This window comes from Aureimonas ureilytica (assembly GCF_001475935.1).
GTDB lineage: Bacteria > Pseudomonadota > Alphaproteobacteria > Rhizobiales > Rhizobiaceae > Aureimonas > Aureimonas ureilytica_A.
This window is the reverse complement of record NZ_LDQA01000015.1, coordinates 13,633-35,668: the sequence shown is the minus strand read 5'-3', so window position 1 is coordinate 35,668 and position 22,036 is coordinate 13,633. Positions and strand designations below refer to the sequence as shown.

The 22,036-nt window shown below is 68.2% G+C and carries 17 protein-coding genes; 4 read left to right on the top strand and 13 right to left on the bottom strand.

Annotated features, from left to right (window positions below; genetic code table 11):
* The first annotated feature begins 173 nt into the window (after nt 1–173).
* The 4 genes from NS365_RS06090 (at nt 174) to NS365_RS06075 (ending at nt 6,057) form a co-directional block, all read left to right on the top strand.
* Entirely contained in the window at nt 174–2,159 is a 1,986-nt protein-coding gene (locus NS365_RS06090; protein ID WP_058599392.1) for a HAMP domain-containing methyl-accepting chemotaxis protein, read from the top strand.
* Nucleotides 2,160–2,312: 153 nt separating this feature from the next.
* Nucleotides 2,313–3,212, top strand: a complete 900-nt coding sequence (locus tag NS365_RS06085; RefSeq protein ID WP_082684458.1) for an ABC transporter substrate-binding protein — start codon at nt 2,313–2,315, stop codon at nt 3,210–3,212.
* Nucleotides 3,209–5,227 carry a Fe(3+)-hydroxamate ABC transporter permease FhuB gene (gene fhuB / locus NS365_RS06080; protein ID WP_082684457.1) on the top strand — a complete coding sequence of 673 codons (2,019 nt, stop codon included), beginning with the start codon at nt 3,209–3,211 and terminating at the stop codon, nt 5,225–5,227. The genes NS365_RS06085 and fhuB overlap by 4 nt, the downstream gene beginning before the upstream one ends.
* A gap of 8 nt (nt 5,228–5,235) precedes the next feature.
* The gene (locus NS365_RS06075) at nt 5,236–6,057 is read left to right on the top strand and encodes an ABC transporter ATP-binding protein (protein WP_058599391.1); all 822 of its coding nucleotides are present in this window, start codon (nt 5,236–5,238) and stop codon (nt 6,055–6,057) included.
* 61 nt (nt 6,058–6,118) lie between these two features.
* On the opposite strand, the gene NS365_RS06070 is transcribed toward NS365_RS06075, so the two are convergent.
* From NS365_RS06070 to NS365_RS06010, 13 genes are all read right to left on the bottom strand, one after another.
* The gene (locus NS365_RS06070) at nt 6,119–7,414 is read right to left on the bottom strand and encodes a PQQ-dependent sugar dehydrogenase (protein ID WP_058599390.1); all 1,296 of its coding nucleotides are present in this window, start codon (nt 7,412–7,414) and stop codon (nt 6,119–6,121) included.
* Nucleotides 7,415–7,633: 219 nt separating this feature from the next.
* Nucleotides 7,634–9,061, bottom strand: coding sequence for an NADP-dependent phosphogluconate dehydrogenase (gndA, locus tag NS365_RS06065; RefSeq protein WP_058599389.1), 1,428 nt, complete (start codon nt 9,059–9,061; stop codon nt 7,634–7,636).
* Between the two features lie 90 nt (nt 9,062–9,151).
* Nucleotides 9,152–9,994, bottom strand: a complete 843-nt coding sequence (gene fghA / locus NS365_RS06060; protein ID WP_058599388.1) for an S-formylglutathione hydrolase — start codon at nt 9,992–9,994, stop codon at nt 9,152–9,154.
* 27 nt (nt 9,995–10,021) lie between these two features.
* Nucleotides 10,022–10,492 (bottom strand): GNAT family N-acetyltransferase, encoded by a 471-nt coding sequence (locus NS365_RS06055; protein WP_058599387.1) that lies wholly within the window; start codon nt 10,490–10,492, stop codon nt 10,022–10,024.
* Between the two features lie 201 nt (nt 10,493–10,693).
* Nucleotides 10,694–11,806 carry an S-(hydroxymethyl)glutathione dehydrogenase/class III alcohol dehydrogenase gene (locus NS365_RS06050; RefSeq protein WP_058599516.1) on the bottom strand — a complete coding sequence of 371 codons (1,113 nt, stop codon included), beginning with the start codon at nt 11,804–11,806 and terminating at the stop codon, nt 10,694–10,696.
* A 325-nt stretch (nt 11,807–12,131) separates the two neighbouring features.
* Nucleotides 12,132–13,010 (bottom strand): BadF/BadG/BcrA/BcrD ATPase family protein, encoded by an 879-nt coding sequence (locus NS365_RS06045; protein ID WP_058599386.1) that lies wholly within the window; start codon nt 13,008–13,010, stop codon nt 12,132–12,134.
* A gap of 94 nt (nt 13,011–13,104) precedes the next feature.
* Nucleotides 13,105–14,028, bottom strand: coding sequence for a pyridoxal-phosphate dependent enzyme (locus tag NS365_RS06040; RefSeq protein ID WP_058599385.1), 924 nt, complete (start codon nt 14,026–14,028; stop codon nt 13,105–13,107).
* A gap of 295 nt (nt 14,029–14,323) precedes the next feature.
* Nucleotides 14,324–15,613 (bottom strand): c-type cytochrome, encoded by a 1,290-nt coding sequence (locus NS365_RS06035; RefSeq protein ID WP_058599384.1) that lies wholly within the window; start codon nt 15,611–15,613, stop codon nt 14,324–14,326.
* On the bottom strand, nt 15,610–16,260 hold the full coding sequence (locus tag NS365_RS06030; RefSeq protein ID WP_058599383.1) for a cytochrome c oxidase assembly protein: 651 nt from the start codon (nt 16,258–16,260) through the stop codon (nt 15,610–15,612). The genes NS365_RS06035 and NS365_RS06030 overlap by 4 nt, the downstream gene beginning before the upstream one ends.
* On the bottom strand, nt 16,257–16,637 hold the full coding sequence (locus NS365_RS06025) for a hypothetical protein (RefSeq protein ID WP_058599382.1): 381 nt from the start codon (nt 16,635–16,637) through the stop codon (nt 16,257–16,259). The genes NS365_RS06030 and NS365_RS06025 overlap by 4 nt, the downstream gene beginning before the upstream one ends.
* Before the next feature lie 4 nt (nt 16,638–16,641).
* Nucleotides 16,642–19,203: a cytochrome c oxidase subunit I gene (gene ctaD, locus NS365_RS06020; protein ID WP_058599381.1), complete on the bottom strand. Its 2,562-nt coding sequence runs from the start codon at nt 19,201–19,203 to the stop codon at nt 16,642–16,644.
* Nucleotides 19,200–20,105, bottom strand: a complete 906-nt coding sequence (locus tag NS365_RS06015) for a cytochrome c oxidase subunit II (protein WP_244498379.1) — start codon at nt 20,103–20,105, stop codon at nt 19,200–19,202. The genes ctaD and NS365_RS06015 overlap by 4 nt, the downstream gene beginning before the upstream one ends.
* A gap of 617 nt (nt 20,106–20,722) precedes the next feature.
* Entirely contained in the window at nt 20,723–22,033 is a 1,311-nt protein-coding gene (locus NS365_RS06010; RefSeq protein ID WP_058599379.1) for an SDR family oxidoreductase, read from the bottom strand.
* Between the last annotated feature and the right edge of the window lie 3 nt (nt 22,034–22,036).

The following is a 22,036-nucleotide window of genomic DNA, read 5'->3' as shown; positions in this document are numbered from 1 at the left end:
CCTTAAACGGCTCACCAGTATCCCTGCATCCAGAAGAAGGGAGCCCCCTTCCGCCTCGGCGAGCCCTAGCGAATCAAGGCTTTGGCGAGTCGGCGGCGACGTTGCGACAGGGAGCGGGAGGCGTGTGGCGTCCCTGGTCGCGGCGGCATCCCATGCAACGAGGCAGGTTGATCATGCGCGTGACCATCAAGACGAAACTTCTCGCCTCCTTCGGGAGTCTTTTGCTTCTGACAGGGGTCGCCGGCTATGCGGGCGTATCCAGCCTGTCCCACAGCTACAAGAGCATGGAGACCTTCGCGGCGCAGCCGCTGGAGCAGCTCCGCCAGATCAAGGCGCTCGACACGGACGTGATGGCGACACGTCGCCAGCTTCTGGCCCTGATCGTCTATCAGGATGCCAAGAGCCAGGACGCCATCCAAAAGGACTTCGCGCGGATCTGGCAGTCCATCGACGCCGATCTCCAGCAGTTCATGGCCGCCATCCCCGAAGCGCGAAAGAGCGAAGTCGCCGATCTGCCTGGCCTTATCCAGTCCTATCGCGAGATCATCGACAAGTCTCTGGCGCTGATCAAGGCACAGGACAAGGCGCCGGTCGCGACCAGTCTGGCCCGCACGGCCGACGACTTCAACGCGCTGAACACGCAGCTCCGCGAGCTCGGCGCGCGCTATCCCGCGAGCCCCATTCCCCTGCAACTGGTACAAGCCGCCGGGGCCGCGCGTCTGGCGCTCGTCTCCACCTTTGCCAGCACCGATGTTGGTTTGCGTGAGCAAGCCGCCCGCGATCTCGTCTCGGCCGAGACCGCCTTCGCCTCCGGCCTTGCCGCGCTGCGTACCTTGCCCACTGTCGCGCCTGATGCCCTGTCGCGCGTGAAGGCCAGCGCCGATTCGCTGTTCGCCACCGGGCGCGCCATCACGCAGGATGGCGTGAACCGTACCGACGCAGCCATGTTCGAATATCTGAACGGCTCCGCCATTCCCAAGGCCAAGGCCGTGTCCGCCGAGGTCGCCAAACTGGTGAGCCGCGCGCAGGAAATCAGCCAGACCTATGTCGAGCACTCGCGCAGCAATTACGAGACGATGCGCCTGACGCTGGTCGCCATCGTCGCGGGCGCGATGATGATCGGAACCCTTGCCGCGCTCTGGATCGCGATTTCGATCTCCCGCGCCCTGTCGCGCTCGGCGAGTTTCGCGCGTGCCATCGGCGAGGGTGATCTGACGCAGACACTCGAAACGCGCGGAAGCGACGAGATCACCACGCTGCAAACTGCCATGAACGATATGGTCACCCAACTGCGCGACATCGTGACAGGCGTTCGCCAGTCGGCGGAGCATGTCGCCGGCGGCTCGCACCTCTCCGCCAGTACGGCCGAGCAGCTGAGCCAGGGCGCGAGTGAACAGGCCGCCGCGACCGAGCAGGCCTCCGCCGCGATGGAAGAGATGAGCGCGACCATTCGCCAGACGGCCGACAATGCCCGCCTGACGGAGAAGGTCGCCATGGAAACCAGCCATCACGCCGAGCGCAGCGAAAAGGCCGTGGCCAACTCGCTGGTGGCCATGCGCGAGATCGCCGGCAAGATCGCCGAGGTCGGCGAGATCGCTCGCCAGACCGATCTTCTGGCGCTGAACGCCGCCATCGAGGCGGCGCGAGCTGGCCAGCACGGCAAGGGCTTCGCGGTGGTCGCCTCGGAAGTGCGCAAGCTCGCCGAGCGCGCCCAGCGCACATCGGGCGAAATCGCCGACCTGTCCGGCAGCTCGCTCGCCACATCGCAGGAAGCGGGCGATCTCCTGCGCGATCTCGTGCCCGGCATTCACCGCACGGCCGAACTGGTCAGCGAGATTTCGGCCGCCTGCAACGAGCAGAATCTCGGCGCGCAGCAGATCAATCAGGCGATCCAGCAGCTCGAACAGGTGACGCAGGTGAATGCAGCCGCCGCCGGCAGCATGTCCGCCACCGCAGCGCAGCTCCAAGCGGAAGCCGCGGGCCTCAACGAGCGCTCCAGCTTCTTCCAGCTGGCCGCGTCCGCTCCCGAGGCCGCAGCCCCGAAGGCGTCCATCCCCGCGCCCCGCTCGGCCGAGGTGACGAAGCTGCGCCCACAGCCGCCCCGCAGCCCCGCCGCCCGGCAGGACGACGCGGACGAGTGGGAGCGCCTCAGCGCCTGACACGTCCTCCCTGAAGACCAGACGAAAGGGCCGCATCACGGCCCTTTTTTCGTTCGCTGGCCCGATGCCGAGCGCGAGGCGCGTGACAGCGCTCTTGAACGCATCCGCCGCCGCCGCTAGGAGAAACATGAAATAAAAAGTCAGGATTATCGAATGAGCCGCAACGCGCTCACGCGCCGGAGCTTCGGCCGGTTCTGCCTCGCGGGCGCGAGTCTTGCAGCTTGGCCTGCCAGGGCGCAGGCGCAGACCTTTCCCCGACGCATTGCGGTGATCGATTACGGACTGGCCGAGGCCCTGATGCTGATCGGCATCACGCCGATCGCCGTCATGTCGGCAGCGGACTGGAAAATCTGGGTGGTGGAGCCTGCCCTGCCCCATGAGGTCGCCGATCTCGGCGCGTCGGTGGAGCCCAATTTCGAGCGGCTGGCGGCGCTCAAGCCCGACCTCATCCTGACAACGAACTATGTCGCCATGGCCGAGCCGACGCTGCGGCGCATCGCGCCCGTCCGGCAGCTGACGATCCATGGCGGTGCGGACGGCTACGCCCCGCTGGCGCGCTCCGCCGAAGTGACGCGCGAGCTGGGTCGCCTGACCGGGCGCGAGGCCGAGGCCGAAAAAGCCATCGCGGATTTCGACGCCGAGATCGCCGCGCTTGGCGCCAAGCTGCGCCCCCGGCACCCAAGGCCCATGCTTTTCGTGTCCTTTCTGGAGCCGAGGCATGTGCGCGTTTACGGTGAGGCCGGCCTTTACGGCAACACGCTGGCAAAGCTCGGCCTCGCCAATGCCTGGACGGGTGAGGTCAACAGCTGGGGTTTCGCGACGGTCGGCGTCGAGGAGCTGGTGAAGGCCGGCGAGGCCGAGTGTGTCGCCATCGAGCCCGTGCCGCCCGATGTCTGGCCGGCTCTCGCCCGCTCGCCGCTCTGGACGGAGCTGCCCTTCGTGCGCGCCGGGCGCGTCGCCACCATGCCGGCTTCGCTGATGTTCGGCACCCTGCCCTCGGCGCTGCGCTTCGCCCGCCTTCTGGACCAGCTGCCGCCGGAGCGCGCGTCTTGAGCGGGTCGCCGCTGGCCCGCGCCGCCCCGCGCCTGCGCCCACGTCTCGGCGCGGCCCCTCTCGTGCTGCCGCTCCTGGCGCTCAGCCTCGTTGCGGCGGCGGCGTTGCTCGGGCCGCCGCTGGTTCATCTCTGGCGGGGCGGCGGGCTTGAAGCCGGCTACGATCCCGCGCGCATGGTGTTTCTCTATGCGACGCTGCCGCGCGCGGCCATGGCGCTTCTGTGCGGCGCGGCGCTGGGTGCCTCCGGCGCGCTCCTGCAACAGGCGCTGCGCAACCCGCTCGCCTCGCCCACGACGCTCGGCATCGATGCCGGCGCGCGGCTGGCGCTTGCGGTCGCGACGCTCTGGGCGCCGGGGCTGCTCGGCTTGGGGCGCGATCTCGTGGCGCTGGGCGGCTCGGCGCTCTCGACCCTTCTCGTCTTCGCCCTGGTGCGTCGGCGCGGCTTTGCCGCCGTCACGCTGATCCTCGCCGGGCTCGTGGTCGGCCTTTATGCCGGTGCGCTGTCGGCCCTGCTGACGCTTCTCAACGAGCGCTATCTCGCCTCGCTCTTCATCTGGGGCGCGGGGTCGCTCAGCCAGCAAAGCTGGCAGCCGGTGCAGCAACTGGCCTTGCGGCTGCTGGTGCTTCTGCCCTTCGTGCTCCTGATCCTGCGGCCCCTGGCGCTGCTCGATCTCGACGATGCGAGCGCGCGGGCGCGCGGGCTCGATGCCGGCCGCCTGCGCGCGCTGGCGGTGGGGCTCGCGGTCGTGATGTCGAGCGTCGTGGTGAGCACGGTCGGCGTCATCGGCTTTATCGGCCTCGTCGCGCCCATCCTGTCGCGCCTCGCCGGCGCGCGCAGCCTCAAGAGCCGGCTTCTCGGGGCGGTGCTGATCGGCGCGCTGCTTCTGTTTCTGGCCGATAGCGGCGTGCAGCTTCTGGCCGGGCCGCTGGAAGCCTTCCTGCCGACCGGGGCCGTGACCGCGCTTCTCGGCTCGCCGCTCCTGCTCCTATTCCTGCCGCGCCTGCCCAAAGCCGAGCGCCCGCCGCTCGGAGCCGTTCGTGCCTCGCAGAACTGGGCGCTGTCGCCCGCCTCACGCAAGGCGCTGATCCTCGGCCTGACATTCGCGCTTATGATATTCGCCCTCTTCTTCGGCCGCGACGAGCTGACGGGCGGTTGGCATTGGCTCGCGCCGGCCGAGTTCGCGGACATCCTACCCTGGCGCTGGCCGCGCATGGTGGGCGCGGCGGCGGCGGGCTGCATGCTGGGTCTTGCCGGCTTCATTCTCCAGCGCCTCACCGGCAACGAGATGGCGAGCCCGGAAGTGCTGGGCATCAGCGCCGGCGCGGCCTTTGCCGCCGCGCTTTCGCTGTTTCTGGCGGCGACGCCCCATGCCTCGCTGATCGGTCTGATGGCGGTGCTCGGCAGCCTCGCAGTGATCCTCGCGATCCTGGCGCTCGGCCGTCGCTCCGGCTTCCAGCCCGAGCGGGTTCTGCTCGCCGGCATCGCGCTGAACGCGCTGCTCGACGCCGTGGTGGGGCTTCTTTCGGCGACGGGAGACCCCCGCGCGCTCATGCTCTTTGCCTGGATGGCGGGCTCCACCAGCGGGCTCGACGCCGCCACATCGCTCTGGGCGGCCGGCGGCGCGGTCCTCTTCACGGCGCTGACGCTTCTGGCCGCGCGCCCACTCGGCCTCCTCCCGCTCGGCCCCGCCGGAGCGGCTTCGCTCGGCCTGCCGCTCGCCCGTGCGCGGCTGTATCTCTTCCTCTTGGCCGCCTGCCTCACGGCCGCCGCCACGCCGCTGGTCGGCCCGCTTACCTTTGTCGGGCTGATGGCCCCTCATGCCGCGCGGCTTCTGGGGCTGCACCGCGCCGCGCCCGCGCTTCTCGCCTCCGCCCTGTCGGGTGCGCTGCTTCTCGTCATGGCCGACTGGCTCGGCCGCACCCTCGCCTATCCCTGGCAGATGCCGACCGGCATCGTCGCCGCGCTGATCGGCGCGCCGGCCCTGATGCTGCTTCTCAACCGCCGCTCCGCATGAGGTCCGCCATGCTCGATACGCCCGCGCCCGCGCACGCCGCAGCCGCCTCACCTGAGCCTGATGGCTTCTCGCTGGAGGGCGTCTCCTTCGACGTGCCGGGTCGCCGGCTCCTCTATGACGTGACGCTGGACCTGCCCGCTGGGCGCGTCGTCGGGCTGGTCGGACACAATGGCTCGGGCAAGTCGACGTTTCTGAAACTCCTCGCCCGGCAGGAAAGCCCGAGCGCCGGTCGCCTCGCCTTCGCCGGCCGGGACATAAGCCAATGGGGCTCGCGCGATTTCGCCCGCGCCGTCGCCTATCTCCCGCAATCGACGCCCGCCGCGCCGGGCATGAGCGTGCGCGAACTCGTCGCCCTCGGCCGCTATCCCTGGCACGGGCCGTTCGGACGCTTCAGCGCGGCCGACCGGGGGAAAGTCGCCGAGGCCTTGGCGCTGACGGATACGGAGGCGATGAGCGATCAGGCGGTGGACGCGCTGTCGGGCGGCGAGCGCCAGCGCGTCTGGCTCGCCATGCTGGTGGCGCAGGACGCGCGCTGCCTGCTCCTGGACGAGCCGATCTCGGCGCTCGACGTCGCGCATCAGATCGAGATTCTGGATCTCGTTCGCCGGCTCAGCCACGAGAAGGGTGTTGGGGTCGTCGCCGTCCTGCACGAGGTCAATATGGCCGCGCGCTTCTGCGACGAAATCCTGGCGCTGAAAGGCGGGCGGGTCGTGGCGCGCGGGCGGCCGCGTGAGGTCGTGGCGCCCGAGCCGCTCAAGCGCATCTACGGGCTCGACATGGCCGTCATGCCGCATCCCCATTCGGGCGACCCGATGGCGTTTCCGCTCTGAGTTCAAAAGCCGGCCCTTTCGAGCCGGCTTCTTCATGATTCATGAGAAGAGAGAACGCCGCTCAGTCCGCCGCCGCCACGCGCAGGATGGTGGACGAGCCCTCGCCCTGCCGGCGCTCGGTCAGCGCATAGACCGCGCCGTCCGGGCCGACCTTCACGTCGCGGATGCGCGCTTCGAGCGGCACGCGCTCCTCGCTCTTCACCCGGTCGCCGTCGAGATGGACGATCACCAGACCCTGCGTGACGAGACCGCCCATGATGAAGGCGTTCTGCCAGGCCGGAAATTCCTCGCCGCGATAGAGTGTCATTCCCGATGGGCCGATCACCGGGTCCCAATAATAGGCGGGCTGCTCCATGCCCTCCATCGCCGTCTTGCCCTCGCCGATCGGGCCACCGCCATAGTCGATGCCATAGGTGATGACGGGCCAGCCGTAGTTCTTGCCCGCTTCCGGGCGGTTCAGCTCGTCGCCGCCGCGCGCGCCGTGCTCCACCGTCCAGAGCCGCCCGTCGGCACCCAGCGCGGCGGACTGGATGTTGCGGTGGCCATAGCTCCAGATCGCGCCTTGCGCGCCCTCGCGCTTCACGAAAGGATTGTCCTCGGGGATCGAACCGTCAGCGTTGATGCGGAAGACCTTGCCGAGGCCCGAATTCAGATCCTGCGCCTGATCGCGGATCGGCGTGTCGGAGCGTTCGCCGACGCCGAGCAGGATCTTGCCATCGGGCGCAAACACGATGCGCGAGCCGAAATGCTTGTCGCCGTCATAGGCGGGCACCTGCTGGAAGATGACCTTCATTCCCTCCAGCCTGGCCTCGTCGCCCTCCATCACGAGCTTGGCGCTGGCGAGCGAGGTGCCGTTGCCCCCGCCCTCGCGCGGCTCGGAGAAGGTGAAGTAGATCATGCCGTCATCCGCAAAGCCCGGCGCGAGCGCGACGTCGAGCAGGCCGCCCTGGCCGCTGGACTCCACCTTCGGGACGCCGCTGACGGTGGTCCTGGTCTTGCCGTCGGCCGAGAGCACCATCATCTCGCCCTTCTTGGCGGTGACGAGCATCCGGCCGTCGGGCAGGAACTCCATGGCCCAGAGATGCGGCAGGTCTTCGACAACGGTGGTGGTCGTGACCTTGGCAAGCTCGGCTGGCTGCGGCGCGCGCGTCTGGTTCTCGAAGGCGGGTTTCTGGTTCGGCGCGTTGGCCTCGGCCGTTTCGGCGGGCTGGCCGGGCGCGTTGCCGGCATCCGGCAGGTTGCCGTCCACATGCGACAGGCGGTCGGCCTGCGAGCCCTCGGCCTGGGCAAGGGCTGGGCCGGCGCTGAGAAGCGTAGAAGCGAGAAGCACGGCGAGAAGGCGGGATGACGAGCGCATCGGGTCGGGTCTCACGAGTTGGAGGCAGCGACTCTTCGGCCGCTCTGACCCAGCCAAGTGGCGTCGGCCCGCCGCCCAACAACCGGCTTCGCGCCGATGTGATTCATCCGTGTTGACGCGATTGTCTGGCGCGCGCTCGACCTGAAAGCCTTCTTCCATATGGCTTTCCAACGAAAAGGGCCCGCTTGCGCGAGCCCTTCACGATCGTGGGAGGTCGGATCAGACCTGCGGCCACTTATGGTGGAACACGCCTTCCCGGTCGAGCCGGCGGAACGTGTGCGCGCCGAAGAGATCGCGCTGCGCCTGCGTCAGGTTGGTGGTGCCGCGCGCGTGACGATAATCGTCGAAATAGGCGAGCGCGGCCGAAAGGGCCGGAATGGGAAGCCCGGCCAGCGCCGCCTTGGCGACGACGCGGCGAAGGCTCGCCTGCCCCTCGCGCACGCGGCTGGCGAAGTGCGGGGACTGGAGGAGGTTGACGACCTCGCCCGCCTCGTAGGCCTGCGTGATGTCGTCCAGAAAGCGCGAGCGGATGATGCAGCCGGCGCGCCAGATACGGGCGATGCCGCCGAGCGGCAGGTTCCAGCCGAACTCGCGGCTGGCCTCGGCCATCACGGCATAACCCTGCGCATAGGCGATGATCTTGGCGGTCTCGAGCGCAGCTTCCAGTTCCGCGAGCCCGTCATGGTCGCCATGGAACTCCGCGCGCGCCGTTTCGATATCACCGAACAGCTTTTCGGCCTCGGCGCGCTCGGCGCGGCGCGAAGAGATGCCGCGCGCCGAAACGGCCGCTTCCAGCGTGGTCGCGCCGACGCCGAGCTTCTGCGCCTCGATCACCGACCAGCGGCCCGTGCCCTTCTGGCCGGCTTCGTCCACGATCACGTCCACCAGCGGCTTGCCGGTCTCGGGGTCCTTCTCGCGCAGCGTCACGGCGGTGATCTCGACCAGATAGGACTGGAGGCCGCGCGTGTTCCAGTCGGAGAAGATGTCCCCGATCTCGCCCGCCGACAGGCCGATGCCGTCGCGCAGGACGCCGTAGATCTCGGCGATCATCTGCATGTCGGCATATTCGATGCCGTTATGGATCGTCTTGACGAAATGGCCCGCGCCATCCGTGCCGAGCCAGTCCACGCATGGGCTGGCGTCGAACTTGGCCGAGATCGGCTCCAGAAGCGGCTTTAGGCGCTGCCAGACGGCCTGATCGCCGCCCACCATGATGGAGGGGCCGTGGCGCGCGCCCTCTTCGCCGCCCGAGACGCCCATGCCGACGAAGTGGATGCCGGTGTCCTTGATCGCGCGCTCGCGGCGCACCGTATCGTTGAAATCGGCATTGCCGGCGTCGATCAGAATGTCGCCGGGGGCGAGATGCGGCAGTACGAGGTCGATCTGCTCATCCACCGGCTTGCCGGCATTGACCATGATGACCACGACGCGCGGGCTCTTGAGCGTCGAAATGAAATGCTCGATCGAGTCGGCGGGCACGAGGCGCTCGGCGAGCGCGGGATTGCTGTCCCTGATGCCATAGGCCTTTTCCACCGTGCGGTTGCCCAGCGCCACGGTGAAGCCGCCATTGTCGGCGAAGTTCAGCGCCAGATTGGCGCCCATCGTGCCCATGCCGAGCACGCCGAGATCGGCTTGTTGTTCGCTCATGTCGTCAGTCCCCCTGTTGCGGCATCCCGCCTGCCGCCGTCCACATCATGAAAAAGGGCGGTCGGATCGCTCCGCCGCCCCACCCGATCGTCAGCCCTTCAGACGGTCCGCGTGGTAGCGCAGATGATCGTCCATGAAGGTGGAGATGAAGTTGTAGGAATGGTCGTAGCCCTCGCGCATGTTGAGGGTCAGCTTGATGCCGGCGCGCTCGCAGGCCTTGGCGAGAAGCTGCGGGCGCAGGCCGGTGTCGAGGAACGAATCGGCCGTGCCCTGATCGACGTAGAATTCCGGGAAGCGGTGGCCGTCCTCGATCAGCGCCGTCGCGTCGTAGAGGCGCTGCGACTTGGCGCCGACGCCCAGATACTTGTCGAGCGCGGGCTTGGACCAGTCGGCCGTGGTCGGCTGGACGATCGGCGCGAAGGCCGAGGCCGAGCGATAGGTCTCGGGGTTGCGCAACGCGATGGTGAGCGCGCCGTGCCCGCCCATGGAATGGCCGAATAGGCCTTGGCGCTTCATGTCGGCCGGGAAGTGCGTGGCGAGATAGCCGGGCAGCTCGTCCGTCACGTAGGTGTACATGCGGTAGTTCTCGGCATAGGGCTCGCGCGTCGCGTCCACATAGAAGCCCGCGCCCGAACCGAACTGCCAATTGTCCTTCTCGTCCGGCACGTCGGCCCCGCGCGGGCTGGTGTCGGGCAGAACGATCATCAGGCCGAGTTCGGCGGCGAGCCGCCGGTATTCCGCCTTGTCCATGGCGTTCTGGTGCGAGCAGGTGAGGCCCGAAAGATACCAGAGAACGGGAACGCGCCCCTCGCTCGCCTGCGGCGGCACGAACACGGCAAAGGTCATCAGCGTGTCGGTCGCCCGCGAATGGTGGCGATACACGCCCTGCGTGCCGCCATGGGCCTTCGCGGTGGAAACGATATCGAGCGGCATGGTCAAAGGTCCTTGCGCGAGAAGCGATCAGGGATGAAACGCGGCGCCCGCGTGGCGTCGCATATCGACATGGGGAATGTCGTCTTCGAGATAAGTCTCCGACACGGGCTGGAAGCCGTGCTTGCCATAAAAGAGTTGAAGATGGCTTTGCGCCGACAGAACGATGTCGGCTCCGGCAAAATTCTCGGCACAAAAATCGAGCGCCTCGCCCATCATGCGATGGCCGAGCCCGGTGCCGCGATGCGCCGGCGAGGTCGCGATGCGCCCGATGCGCGCCGGCTCGCCAAGCCGTTCCGGCGCAAAGACGCGCAGGCATCCGGCCAAGAAGCCCGCCTCCCGCCGCAGGAGATGGAAGGCCGCCGGGTCCTGCCCGTCGATTTCGGCGAAGGCGCAGGCCTGCTCCACCACGAAGACATCGCAGCGCAGCTTCAGAAGGTCGTGGAGTTCGCGAACCGTCAGTTCATCGAACCGCCGCCAGCGCCATTCCTCATCCGTCATTCCCGGCACCTGTCTGGACATTCGTCGGCCGGACGGCCGACAAGAGAATCATGGACGTCGCAAGGCGCCGATCCCTGTCATGCTAAGGGCCGAGCCCCCGCCCTGGCAAGCTCGGCGCCAACGCACAAACCCCGCCGCGCGGACGCGGCAGGGCTCGACCCTAGGATCGGGACAGGCCCGACCGCATCGACAAAAGCGATCTTAGTAAACCACCACCGAGCGGATCGACTTGCCCTCGTGCATGAGGTCGAAGGCCGTGTTGATCTCGTCCAGCGGCATCTTGTGGGTGATGAGGTCGTCGATGTTGATCTTGCCGTCCATGTACCAGTCGACGATCTTGGGAACGTCGGTGCGGCCGCGCGCGCCACCGAAGGCCGTGCCCTTCCAGACGCGGCCGGTGACGAGCTGGAACGGACGGGTCGAGATTTCCTTGCCCGCCTCGGCCACGCCGATGATGATCGACTCGCCCCAGCCGCGATGGCAGCATTCCAGCGCCTGACGCATGACGGTCGTGTTGCCGGTCGCGTCGAAGGAGAAGTCCGCGCCGCCGCCCGTCAGATCGAGGATCGCCTGAACCACCTTGTCGTGGCCGATCTCGTTCGGGTTGATATAGTCGGTCATGCCGAACTTCCGGGCCATCTCGACCTTGCCGGGGTTGAGATCGACGCCGATGATCTTGTCCGCGCCGACCATGCGCGCGCCCTGAAGCACGTTGAGGCCGATACCGCCCAGACCGAAGACCACGACATTGGCGCCCGGCCAGACCTTGGCCGTGTAGATGACAGCGCCGATGCCCGTCGTCACGCCGCAGCCGATATAGCAGATCTTGTCGAAGGGCGCGTCCTCGCGCACCTTCGCCACCGCGATCTCGGGCAGGACGGTGAAGTTCGAGAAGGTCGAGCAGCCCATGTAATGGAAAACGGTCGCCTCATCGCAGCGGAAGCGCGAGGTGCCGTCCGGCATCACGCCTTGGCCTTGGGTCGAGCGGATGGCGGTGCAGAGATTGGTGCGCTGCGACAGGCAGCTTTTACAATTGCGGCATTCAGGCGTGTAGAGCGGGATCACATGGTCGCCCGGCTTCACGGAGGTGACGCCCGCGCCGACCTCGCGCACGATGCCCGCGCCCTCATGGCCGAGAATGGCGGGGAACTTGCCTTCGGAATCCAGACCCGACAGCGTGTAGGCGTCGGTGTGGCAGACGCCCGTCGCCATGATCTCCACCAGCACTTCGCCCGGCTGCGGACCGCGAATATCGACGGTCTCGATCGTCAGCGGCTTGCCGGCTTCCCAGGCTACGGCGGCACGTGATTTCATCGTCTTCGCTTCCTCATGCAAGGCCGCGCCGGTGCGACACGGCTATTTCCCTCGCGCTGTCGTTACACGATACGAGGCGGGTCGCGCCACCATGCGAGCGACAAGGACGGGCGTCTATCCGACATGGCGGCGTCCGCTGGACGCAAATCAGCAGATGATAAGCCGGCAAAGCGCAACAACATTCTGCGAGCCAGATGGTCGAACGGTGCGTGGGTCGCGTCCCACGAAGACTTGCCCATGCCCCGTCGCATCCACGCGCTCCGCTCCACCGGGAGGGACGGAAACGTGTTGTCCACGTTCGGCCCAAAGGCTTCGCCTGACGCCCTTATGCTGACGCCCCCGCCAGCGGCAGCCCGGCCAGCGCCAGCGCGCCGTCCAGGGCATCGCCCATCGGCTCGGCAAGCCGGCGGGCCAGCGCTTGGGGGAGATAGGGCTGGATCGCGGTGGACAGGCCGCCGATCAGCGCGATGCGCGGGCAGCCGGCGGCCTCCAGCGTCGCGGCGAGCGCGGCCAAAGCGTCGCCCGCGCTCTCCATCAGAAGCTGGGCCACCTTGTCGCCGCGCTCGGCATGGAGCGTCACGAGCGGAGCCAATGCGGCATAGTCGGTCGGCGTCGCGCCGTCGCACCAATGCGTCATGGCCGGAGCGCGCGCGCCGGAGCGATCCAGCAGCGCTTCGGTCAGCGGCGTCGGCTGAAGCCGGCCGTCGAGCGCCTGAAAGGCCGCTTCCATGGCGGAGAGGCCGAGACGCGCCCCCGAGCCCTCGTCGGACGCCGGAAAGCCGTAGCCGCCAAAGCGCAGCGTCTCCCCGCCCCGCAGCGCATAGGCGATCGAGCCCGTGCCGGCGATCACCACCCCGCCATCCGCCCCGCCATGGGCACCCAGACACGCGATCGTGCCGTCATCGGTGAGAGTCAGGCTTTCGAACGGATGAGGCCGCAGGGCGAAATCCTCCGCCACGCCCTCGCGACGAAAGCCGGCAATGCCGGCCGCCGCGCGCACCCGGCCGAAGGCGAAGGGGCCAAGGTCTGCGGCCCGCCATGCCTCGCGCGCGGCCGACATGATGGCGTCGAACACCGCCTCGACGCCCAGCCGCGCCGAGGCCGGCCCCGCCGCGCCTTCCCCGAACAGCGCGCCGCTCTCGTCGATCAGCCGGGCGCGGCAGGCCGTACCGCCCGCGTCGATGCCCAGAAACAAGATGCTCATGCCCGCTCCCCCGAATCAGCTCGGGATGATGCGCGGCCGACGCCTGCGAGGCGAGAGGGGCCGAGGCGAAAACCATGCATCCCGTAGAAACGCGTCAGGCCGCATTCGCGAGCGCGGCTTGGGCGGCGCGGATCGTGTCGATCGTCGCAACCGCTCCGCCACAGACGACGACCAGAACCGAACGGAGGCCCGAAAGGTCGGCCGCGCCCTCGTCCAAAACGGCCAGCGCCGCGCCGCAGGCGGGTTCGACCAGAATGCGGTGATCCTCCAGAAAGCGCTCGCAGGCCGCCAGCGCCGCGCGGTCGCTCACGAGAACGGGGCGGATGTCGTGGCGCTTGGTCATCTCGAACGCCTGCTCGCAGACCTGTCGGGCGGCGAGCGAGGTCGCGACGGTCGCGATCTCCGAAAGTTCCACCCGATGCCCGGCCTCTACCGAGCGCGCCAGCGAGGCCGCGCCGTGCGTTTCCACCGCGAAGACCGGCGTGCTCAATCCATTGCGCTTCAGCCCTTCCACCACGCCGGCGAGAAGCCCGCCCCCGCCGACCGAGAGCACCACCGCGTCGAAGCGCGCGCCTTGGCCGATCGCCTCGTCGATCAGGCTCGCATGGCCCTCCCAGAGAAGCAGATCGTCGAAGGGATGAAGAAAGGCCGTCGCCTCGTCCACGAGCGACAGCGCCAGCGCGTTGGCCTCGTGCCACGCCGCGCCGTGGACGCGCAATTCCGCACCCTCGGCCTCGATCAGGGCACGGGCGCGGGCGCTCGTGGTTTCCGGCACGACGACCGTCACGGGCAGGCCGAGCCGGCGGCCGGCATAGGCCACGGCGAGCCCGGCATTGCCGCCGGAGGAGGAGACGAAACGCCGCTTGCCGGCTTGCGCATGGCGCTCGCAGGCGTGGCCGATGCCCCGGATCTTGAAGGAGCCGGGCGGCTGGAGAGCTTCGAGCTTCAACAGGACGTCGAGCCCCTTCCTCGACAAAGGCGAGGAAGCGATAAGAGGCGTCTCGATATGAAGCGGCATGTCGGCTTTCCCCACAAAGCCGGCACGTGCTCGCCAGCTCGTTCGAAAGGCCGGCTTAGCGCCCCGATGTCGCGCTGGGAAGGGCTGCCCCCCTTGAAGGATCCGGCGAGCAGCACGGCCACTTCGAGGCGGGCATCCCGATGGATGGGTCGGACGCCGGCCCACGCCGACGCCACCGCAGCCCGCATGAAACGGAGCGACAGACCGGCGCTCCGCCGCTGCCTGGCGGTTCGGCGCGGGGTGTTGGGCCGTCGAGCGGAGGCGCCGGGACCGCTCTTCCCGACCAAACCCGCCTTCAAGGCGCGGCGCGCGCATACCAGAGCGCCAGCGCGTCGATCTGTTCTTCGGTCATGTTGGTGGCGATCGGTATCATCACATGGTTGAACGGCGTGCCGCCCCGGTGCTCGTCCTTCCAGAGCTGGAGTTGCGTGGCGATGAACCATTCCGGCTGGCCAGCGAGGCGCGGATAATGCGGGTTCTTCTCGCGCCCCGCCGCGCCGTGGCAGGTGTCGCAGGCGGCGAGTTTGCGCTCGGGCAGGCCCTCCTCCGCGATGCGCCGGCCGAGGTCCAGAAGGCCCGAGGGGCTGTAGGGCGGGCCGTGCGCGGCGGCATGATCCACATCGGCGGCCGAGCCGGTGGCGGCGGGCTCCGTCGCCGGCGCATTCGTGCCGACGCTGCCGCGCGGGAGGCGTGCCGCGCCCTCGTATCCGATCGTGACGCCCGAGGGCGGCGGAATGTCTCCGCCGGCCGCCGGGCCGGGGTCCTGGCTGGCATACCAGGCGGCGAGTTCGCGCAAGACCGCCTGATCGTGGATGCCGGCGGCGGGCGTCATGATGCCGCTTTCGCGCGTGCCATTGGCATAGGCGATCAGCGTCTCGGCGAGATAGGCTTCCGGCTGGCCAGCGATATTAGGGAAGGAGCCCGCCGCGCCGCGGCCACGCCCGTCATAGCCATGGCAGCGCGCGCAGTCGGCGAGCGCCGGCACGCTTTTCTGCCCAAGGCCCGCCAGCGCCGGCTTCAACGCCGCCGGTACGGGCGCGCCGCCCATGCCGCCGCCCGCGCCGCCGAGCGCCAGATCGGCATAGCTTTCGGGCGTCATGTCGGGCAGAGCGCGCAGGAAGGCGACGAGCGACCAGATTTCGTCCGGCCTCGTCTGTGTGGTCCAGGAGGGCATGCCGGAATATTTGATGCCATGGAGGCCAAGCCAGTAAAGCTCGCGATCCTTCCACTCGCCGATGCGCGCTTCGAGCCGGGGCGGCGGCGGCACCATGTAGGAGGTGAGCGGCGACTGAAGCTCCGCCGGCCCGCCGTGGCAGGGCGCGCAGCCGCTGGCGAAATGGCCGGCCGCGCGCTGGATCAGCACGGGGTCCTTCAGATCGACGCCGTCCGGCACCTTGATCGGGAGAGACTGGGTCGAGACGGCGCGGTTGAAGGTCCAGTGGAGGAACCATTCGACCGGCGCGAAATGGCCCGACGAGGCGGCGATCGACACGAGGCCGGAGCCACCGACGAGAAGCGCGCCGGCAACGCCCAGAACCGGCAGAAGCGCAAGGCGGGTCCAGGTGATCTTGATGGTCCGCTTCATGGGCGCGCCTCGACCTTTGGTATTCTCAGGACGCCGGCAAGCAGAGCGATCCCGCCCGCGAGATAGGCCGCGCCGCCGACGAGCAGCATCAAGGTACCGCCGAGTTGTTGGTCCTCCAGCGGGGTGAGCGTCGCCAGCGGCGAGCAGAGCGTGCCGCAGCGATAGAGCGGGCGCGGCGCCAGAAGCAGAAGCGCGCCGAGCAGCGTCATATGCATGGAGGTGAGAAGCAGGCCCGCCGCCCCGGCCGCCCGCGCGCCGGTCTGCGGGCTGCCGAGACTCCCGAGCGCCGTCGTCCAGAGAAACAGGCCGGCGAGGAGAAACGAGCCCTGTTCCAGAGCGAAGAGGCCGATATGCTGGCGCGCGGCGTCATGCAGCGCCGGGGCGTGCCAACCCCAGATGAGCAGGAATTCGAGAAGCGCGGCGGGCAGGACGAAGCGCCCGGTGCCGCCGCTCGCCGGCAAAAGGCCGGATCGCCCGAGCGAGAAGGCCAGAAGCGGCGCGGCCAGCGCCACGACGCCCATATGAAGCACCATATGCGCGGCAAACGAGGTTTCGGCCCGCGCCGGCAGGGGGCCGACCCAGAGCATGGCGAGAAGCAGGAGGGCGAGACCAAGCGGCCCATGCCGCCGGAGCGCGGGGGAGCTCATCGGCAATCCGCGACGAGAAGCACGGGCAGCGCCGTGAAGATGATGGCAAGGAAGGACAGGCCCGACAGAAGCACGGAGGCGATCTCCATCTGCCGCTCGCGGTCGGCCTTCGTGGGCTGATCATGCGGCGGCTCGCCGCCTTCCGCGCGCCATTCGCGCCACGCGCGCAAGCCGGCAAAGAAGCAGAAGGCCAGCGCCAGAACGGTGGCGATGGCCACCCCGATCCGCGCCGGGGTGATGGACTTGAACACGTCCTCGTTGGGCGCGCAGGCGCTCGCCACCCAGACATAGGACAGGAGGAAATGCAGCGCCCAGACGGTGGGCGTCGCGATCATGGTGATGAGACTGTCGCGCGTGCCGCGCCGCAGACCGAGCATGGGATCAGCTCCCCGCCACGAGAGGGAACCAGCCGACGGTGAGCACCGTCACGAGGCCGGTGGCCGCCGCAAAATGCGTGTAGAGCGCGACATTCGACAGATCGATATCGTAGCGCCCCGTCAGCTTGCCCGCGAAGGAGCGCGCCAGACAGTAAGCCAGCATCAGCGCGCCGACGCCGGCATGGATCGCGGTCCAGATGCAGAGAATCCAGACGGTGGCGGGATAGACATGGACGGTCGGCTGAAGCCCGGTCACATGCGGTGCCCAGAGCAGGGCCGCGCCGGCGCCAAGGAAGGCCACGAGCCCCAACGCCATCAGAGCGCGAGCGAGCATCGTACTGCTACGCTTCAACACGCGATGCGACAGGAGCGTCGCGCCCCAGCCGAGCGCGAAAAGCGCTAGCGACACGCTCGGCCAGAACTGGCCCGGCCCGGTGTCGCCGGGCGGCGGGAAGTTCTCGTGGATCGTGAAGAAGAAATAATAGCCGAAGACGAGGCTGAGGAAGGCCGTGGCATCGCCGATCATGGTGATGAACATGGCCCACCAGGAGACCGAATGCGGGCCGGACATGTAGGTCGGCAGGGTCAGGCCGAGCCCGACATATTTCTCGTCCTTCTCGGGAATGACGGCGGTGGCCTTCCAGAGCCAGAACATGATCACGAAGATCGCGATCACCAGCGAGGCGATGGTCAGCGTCCAGTAGTGGAAGGTCGCGGCGATGAAGCAGGCGCCCAGGAAGACCGCCGCGCCCATCGGCACGAAGGACGGGCCGGGCACGCGCAGGCACTGGATCGGCTCGGCGTCGAGCACGCTCGTCACCAGCGTCTCGCGCTTTCCCTCCTGCGCATCGGGCAGATAGAAGCGGCCCTTGTCGATATCGTCCACGAAGCCAGGCTGATCCCAGAGCGGGTAGCGCGAGCGGATGATCGGCACGGAGCGCACGCCCCAGGGCTGGTCCGGCACCTCGCCCGACCATTCCAGCGTGCCGGCGTTCCAGACATTGCGGTCCGCATAGGGATCCTTGCGGGGGCGCAGCATGTCGGCCACCACGATCAGGAAGCCGGCCGCGAAGATGAAGGCGCCGATTGTCGAGATGAGGTTCGGCAGTTCGAGCCCGAGCGCGGCCGGATAGGTGTAGACGCGGCGCGGCATCCCGATCATGCCCGAATAGTGCATCGGGAAGAAGCCGACATTGAAGCCGACGAACATCAGCCAGAAGGCGATCTTGCCCCAGCGGTCCGAGAGTTTGCGCGAGGAGACGATCGGCCAATAATAGTAGAGGCCCGCCACGATCGGAAACAGAACGCCGCCGATGATGACGTAGTGGAGATGGGCCACGACGAAATAGGTGTCGTGCACCTGCCAGTCGAAGGGCGCGATCGCCACCATGACGCCGGTGAGACCACCCAGCACGAAAATGCCGAGCGAGCCGGACACGAAGAGCATCGGGACGGCGAAGATCACGCGGCCGGCAAGGCATGTCGCCAGAAACACGAAAATCTGCACGCCAGTCGGGATCGCGACCGCTTCCGACGCCGCCGAGAAGAAGCCGAGCGACATCGCGGGAAGACCTGTCGTGAACATGTGGTGGACCCACAGGCCGAAGCTCAGGAAGCCGGTGCCGACCGCCGCGAGCACGATCCAGGAATAGCCGATCAGAGGGCGGCGCGCGAAGGTCGGGATGATCATCGCAAAGAGCGCGATGGTCGGCAGGAAGATGATGTAGACCTCCGGGTGACCGAAGATCCAGAAGAGATGCTGCCAGAGCATCGGATCGCCGCCGCGCGTCGGATCGAAGAAGGGCCAGTCGAACAGGCGCTCCATCTCGAACAGGACGTCGCCCGCGATCAGCGGCGGAAAGGCGAAGAGGATCATCGCCGCAACCACGAGGACATACCAGGCGTAGAGCGGCATGAGGTTCAGCTTCATGCCGGGCGGGCGGCACTTCAGCGCGCCGACGATCAGCTCCACGGCCGCCGCGATGGACGCGACCTCGATGAAGGACAGGCCGAGCAGCCAGATATCCGCCCCGTAGCCCGGTGTGAAGCGCGCCTGCGTGGTCAGCGGGGGATACATGAACCAGCCGGAATTGGGCGCCTGCCCGAAGAAGATCGAACCGCAGACGAAGATGCCGCCGATCAGGAAGCACCAGTATCCGAAGGCTGAGAGGCGCGGGAACGGCAGGTCGCGCGCGCCGAGCATCTGCGGCAGGAGGATCACCGCCACCGCCTCGAAGATCGGCACGGCGAACAGGAACATCATCACCGTGCCGTGCAGCGTATAGACTTGATTGTACATGGTCGCCGACAGGAAGTCGGTGTCGGGCGCGACCAGTTGCACGCGGATCATCAGGCCGAGCACGCCGGCAAAGAGCATGAAGGCGAAGGCCGTCGCCGTGTACCAGACGCCGACCGTCGTGTTGTTGACGTCGGACCAGTAGCGCCAGCCCTTGGGGCTGTCCCAGACGGCGATCAGGCGTTCGGCCTGGGCCTTGCGGACGGATTCGTCCTCCTGGTCCGGGTCCTCGGGGCGGCGCATCGCATTGAGTTCGGCCGCCATGCTCATTTCAGCGCCCCCAGCCATTCGGCGATCTGCCGGAGTTCGTCCCGCGGCAGCATGGAAAAGGACGGCATCTCGACGCCCGGCTTCTCGTGTTCGGTGAGCGCGACGAAGCGCATAATATTGTCGGGGTTCATGTCCAGAATGCCCGCGCCGAGCGTCTGGCGGCTGGCGAGATGCGTGAGATCAGGGCCGACGAGGCCGGCCGAGTCCGTGCCGCGCACGGCGTGGCAGGCGCCGCAGCCATTGCGCTCGAAGGCGATCCGGCCGGGGTGGTCGAGAACACTCGTGGGCGCGGCCTCCGCTGCCACTTTGGCGTCGAACTCCTCCTGGCTGACGACGCGCACGCGAAACAGCATCTGTGCATGGGCCGTGCCGCAGAACTCGGCGCAGATGCCGTTGTAGAGGCCGAGCTTGGTCGGCTCCACCACGAGCCGGTTGATGCGGCCGGGGATCGTGTCCGTCTTGCCCGCGATATTGGGCACCCAGAAGGAGTGGATGACGTCGGGCGAGCCCAGAAGCAGCTCGGAGCGCCGGTTCACCGGCAGCCAGATTTCGTTGGCGGAGGGCACGCCCTCGCCCGACAGCGCCTTGGCGACGCCCGGCGTATCGGGCGTGTTGTAATGAACGCGCCACCAGAAGCGCTCGCCCGAGACGGCGATGCGCGGGCCATCGGCCGGAGCGCGGAACTCGGGCATGAGACGCAGACCGAAAACGAGAAGCGCCGTCAGCACCACGACGGGAAAGGCGACGCCGCCCCACAGGATGAAGCGCTGGCCGGCCTTGTCGCTCAAGGGCCGGCTTTCGCTGCGCGTGGCATAGACCGAAATGCCCATGACGAAGAGCCAGATGGCGACAGCCCCCGCGAGCATGACCCAGAACAGGCCGAGCACGCGGTCGCTTTCCATGCCCGCCGGGGCGAAGGTCGATTGCGGCCCTTGGCAGGCAGCGAGGGCAAGAAGCGGCAGAAGCGACGCCGCGCGCCGAAGCGCGAGGCCTCGTGCAGGCTTGGCACCGCACCAAAGCTTGGCGCTGTGCGGAAGCTCGGCGCTTCGCGGGAGCTTGGCGCTTCGCGGGAGCTTGGCGCTTCGCGGGAGCTTGGCGCTTCGCGGGAGCGCGATGTCGCGCCAGCAGCCTTGCCTTCGAGTGGATGAAGTGGCCCGTGTCAGCGTCGTTCCCCCGGCGCGTCCGCGCCCTGCCCCCGGCCGCCGTCTCCCTCAAGACGTCGGCCCCTGTTCCTGAAGGGACAAACTATGGCGCACGATGCTTTTGGCGATGCGCAGGCAGACGCTTGGCGGCATCACGCTCACGTGATGTCATGGAACTCAGAGCGCCTAACAATACCTCGCGGGTCGGCTGGTCGGGTCTTTTCGCTACCCGCTTTGCCGCGAATGATCGCTGATGCTGCCGGCATCGACTGCGCTTCGCTCCGCGCGGGCTAACGCAAATCCCTCGACCAGCCTCCGCCCGGAGGTTTTGTTAGACGCTCTTAGGCGCAGCGTGACGGAAAGGTCTCGATCGACTCCTACCGCTCGTCCAGCAGCGCGAGTGCGACCAGCGCGAGGACGATGGCGGGTAGGGTCTTGACCATGGAGCCGAGCGGGTCGAGCCAGAGGTCGGGGTCGAAGAGGATCGCGCCGAGAACATAGGCCAGCGACAGGGCGATGGCGGCCCAGAGTCCGAGACGGGCGGTGCGACGGGTGGCGATCATCGTGCCGATCTGAATGTCCAGAAGGCTGGTCAGCACCGTCGCGCCCTTGGCAAGGCCCACCGGCAGGCCGAGTCCGATCAGGATCGCGGTGGCCGCTTCGAAGGAGATCGTGAGCGCGACAAGGCCGGACACGAGCCAGAACAGAACGAGCATGGTGAGAACCAGAGCCTTGAGGAGATAAAGACGCGCGAACCAGCGCTCTTGAACGGTGGCGGGCGTGCCGGAGAGAGCATCGAGGAGCGAGGTGGGCTGGAGGCCCGTCGCCTCCATCCAGACGCCGGGATCGCCCGAAACGCCGCGCTGCATTTCCATGAGCGCGGTGGTGCGGATGGGCGGCGACCAGCCGAGGCGCGCGGCGAGATCGCCCAAGCGCGCGCCGGCCATCATCAGAAAACCGAGAAGGCGCAGCCGCGCGGGCGGGCCGCCGAGATGGAGGCGCACGGCCTCGACCACGGTTTCCACTGTGCCGGGCCGGCACTCCATCACGTCCCATGTGACGCGCCAGTCTCGCTGACCCTCGGCCCAGCGATGCGCGAGAAAGGCCACCGTGCGGGCGATGTCGCGCACATCCGTCGCAGCAAAGGGGCTTGCGGCCTCGCGCGCCGGCAGGGCGAAGGGCAGCATGGCCAGCGCGCGGATCAGCGCGCTGCCGCCATAGGCTGCGGGAGCCCAGACGAAGCCGGGGCGCAGGATCGCGAACGAAACGGCCTTCTGCGCGATCAGGTGCTCGGCCTCGCGCTTGGTGAGGCTGAAGCCTGTCCGATCCTCCGCCTCGCGGCCGGGAATGGAAATCTGGACGAGAAGGCGCGTTCGCGTCGCCTCCACCAGCCGGGCGGCGAAATCACGATGCACCGCCCGCGCCCGGCCCTTTCGGCTGTCCTGCAACACGCCGATGCAGTTCACGACGATCTCCGCCCCTTCCGCGTCCAGAAGGCGCGAGAGATCGGCAGCGGACGCTTCCACGAGCGGCGTCTCGACGGGGCGTCGCAGGGCTTGGCGCTGGGCGGGCGTGAAGCGGCGGGCAAGCGCCAGGACGGGGTAGCCTTCGGCCTGCAGGTAACGCGCCAGCGCCTCGCCGATCAGGCCGGAGGCACCCAGGATCGCGATGGTCGGGAGCGATGCCATCGG

Excerpts from the sequence above, each read along its gene's own strand:
- NS365_RS06090 (WP_058599392.1), top strand. The coding sequence starts at position 174 with ATGCGCGTGACCATCAAGACGAAACTTCTCGCCTCCTTCGGGAGTCTT.
- NS365_RS06085 (WP_082684458.1), top strand. The coding sequence starts at position 2,313 with ATGAGCCGCAACGCGCTCACGCGCCGGAGCTTCGGCCGGTTCTGCCTC.
- NS365_RS06075 (WP_058599391.1), top strand. The coding sequence starts at position 5,236 with ATGCTCGATACGCCCGCGCCCGCGCACGCCGCAGCCGCCTCACCTGAG.
- NS365_RS06070 (WP_058599390.1), bottom strand. The coding sequence starts at position 7,414 with ATGCGCTCGTCATCCCGCCTTCTCGCCGTGCTTCTCGCTTCTACGCTT.
- gndA (WP_058599389.1), bottom strand. The coding sequence starts at position 9,061 with ATGAGCGAACAACAAGCCGATCTCGGCGTGCTCGGCATGGGCACGATG.
- fghA (WP_058599388.1), bottom strand. The coding sequence starts at position 9,994 with ATGCCGCTCGATATCGTTTCCACCGCGAAGGCCCATGGCGGCACGCAG.
- NS365_RS06055 (WP_058599387.1), bottom strand. The coding sequence starts at position 10,492 with ATGACGGATGAGGAATGGCGCTGGCGGCGGTTCGATGAACTGACGGTT.
- NS365_RS06050 (WP_058599516.1), bottom strand. The coding sequence starts at position 11,806 with ATGAAATCACGTGCCGCCGTAGCCTGGGAAGCCGGCAAGCCGCTGACG.
- NS365_RS06045 (WP_058599386.1), bottom strand. The coding sequence starts at position 13,010 with ATGAGCATCTTGTTTCTGGGCATCGACGCGGGCGGTACGGCCTGCCGC.
- NS365_RS06040 (WP_058599385.1), bottom strand. The coding sequence starts at position 14,028 with ATGCCGCTTCATATCGAGACGCCTCTTATCGCTTCCTCGCCTTTGTCG.
- NS365_RS06035 (WP_058599384.1), bottom strand. The coding sequence starts at position 15,613 with ATGAAGCGGACCATCAAGATCACCTGGACCCGCCTTGCGCTTCTGCCG.
- NS365_RS06030 (WP_058599383.1), bottom strand. The coding sequence starts at position 16,260 with ATGAGCTCCCCCGCGCTCCGGCGGCATGGGCCGCTTGGTCTCGCCCTC.
- NS365_RS06025 (WP_058599382.1), bottom strand. The coding sequence starts at position 16,637 with ATGCTCGGTCTGCGGCGCGGCACGCGCGACAGTCTCATCACCATGATC.
- ctaD (WP_058599381.1), bottom strand. The coding sequence starts at position 19,203 with ATGAGCATGGCGGCCGAACTCAATGCGATGCGCCGCCCCGAGGACCCG.
- NS365_RS06015 (WP_244498379.1), bottom strand. The coding sequence starts at position 20,105 with ATGGAAAGCGACCGCGTGCTCGGCCTGTTCTGGGTCATGCTCGCGGGG.
- NS365_RS06010 (WP_058599379.1), bottom strand. The coding sequence starts at position 22,033 with ATGGCATCGCTCCCGACCATCGCGATCCTGGGTGCCTCCGGCCTGATC.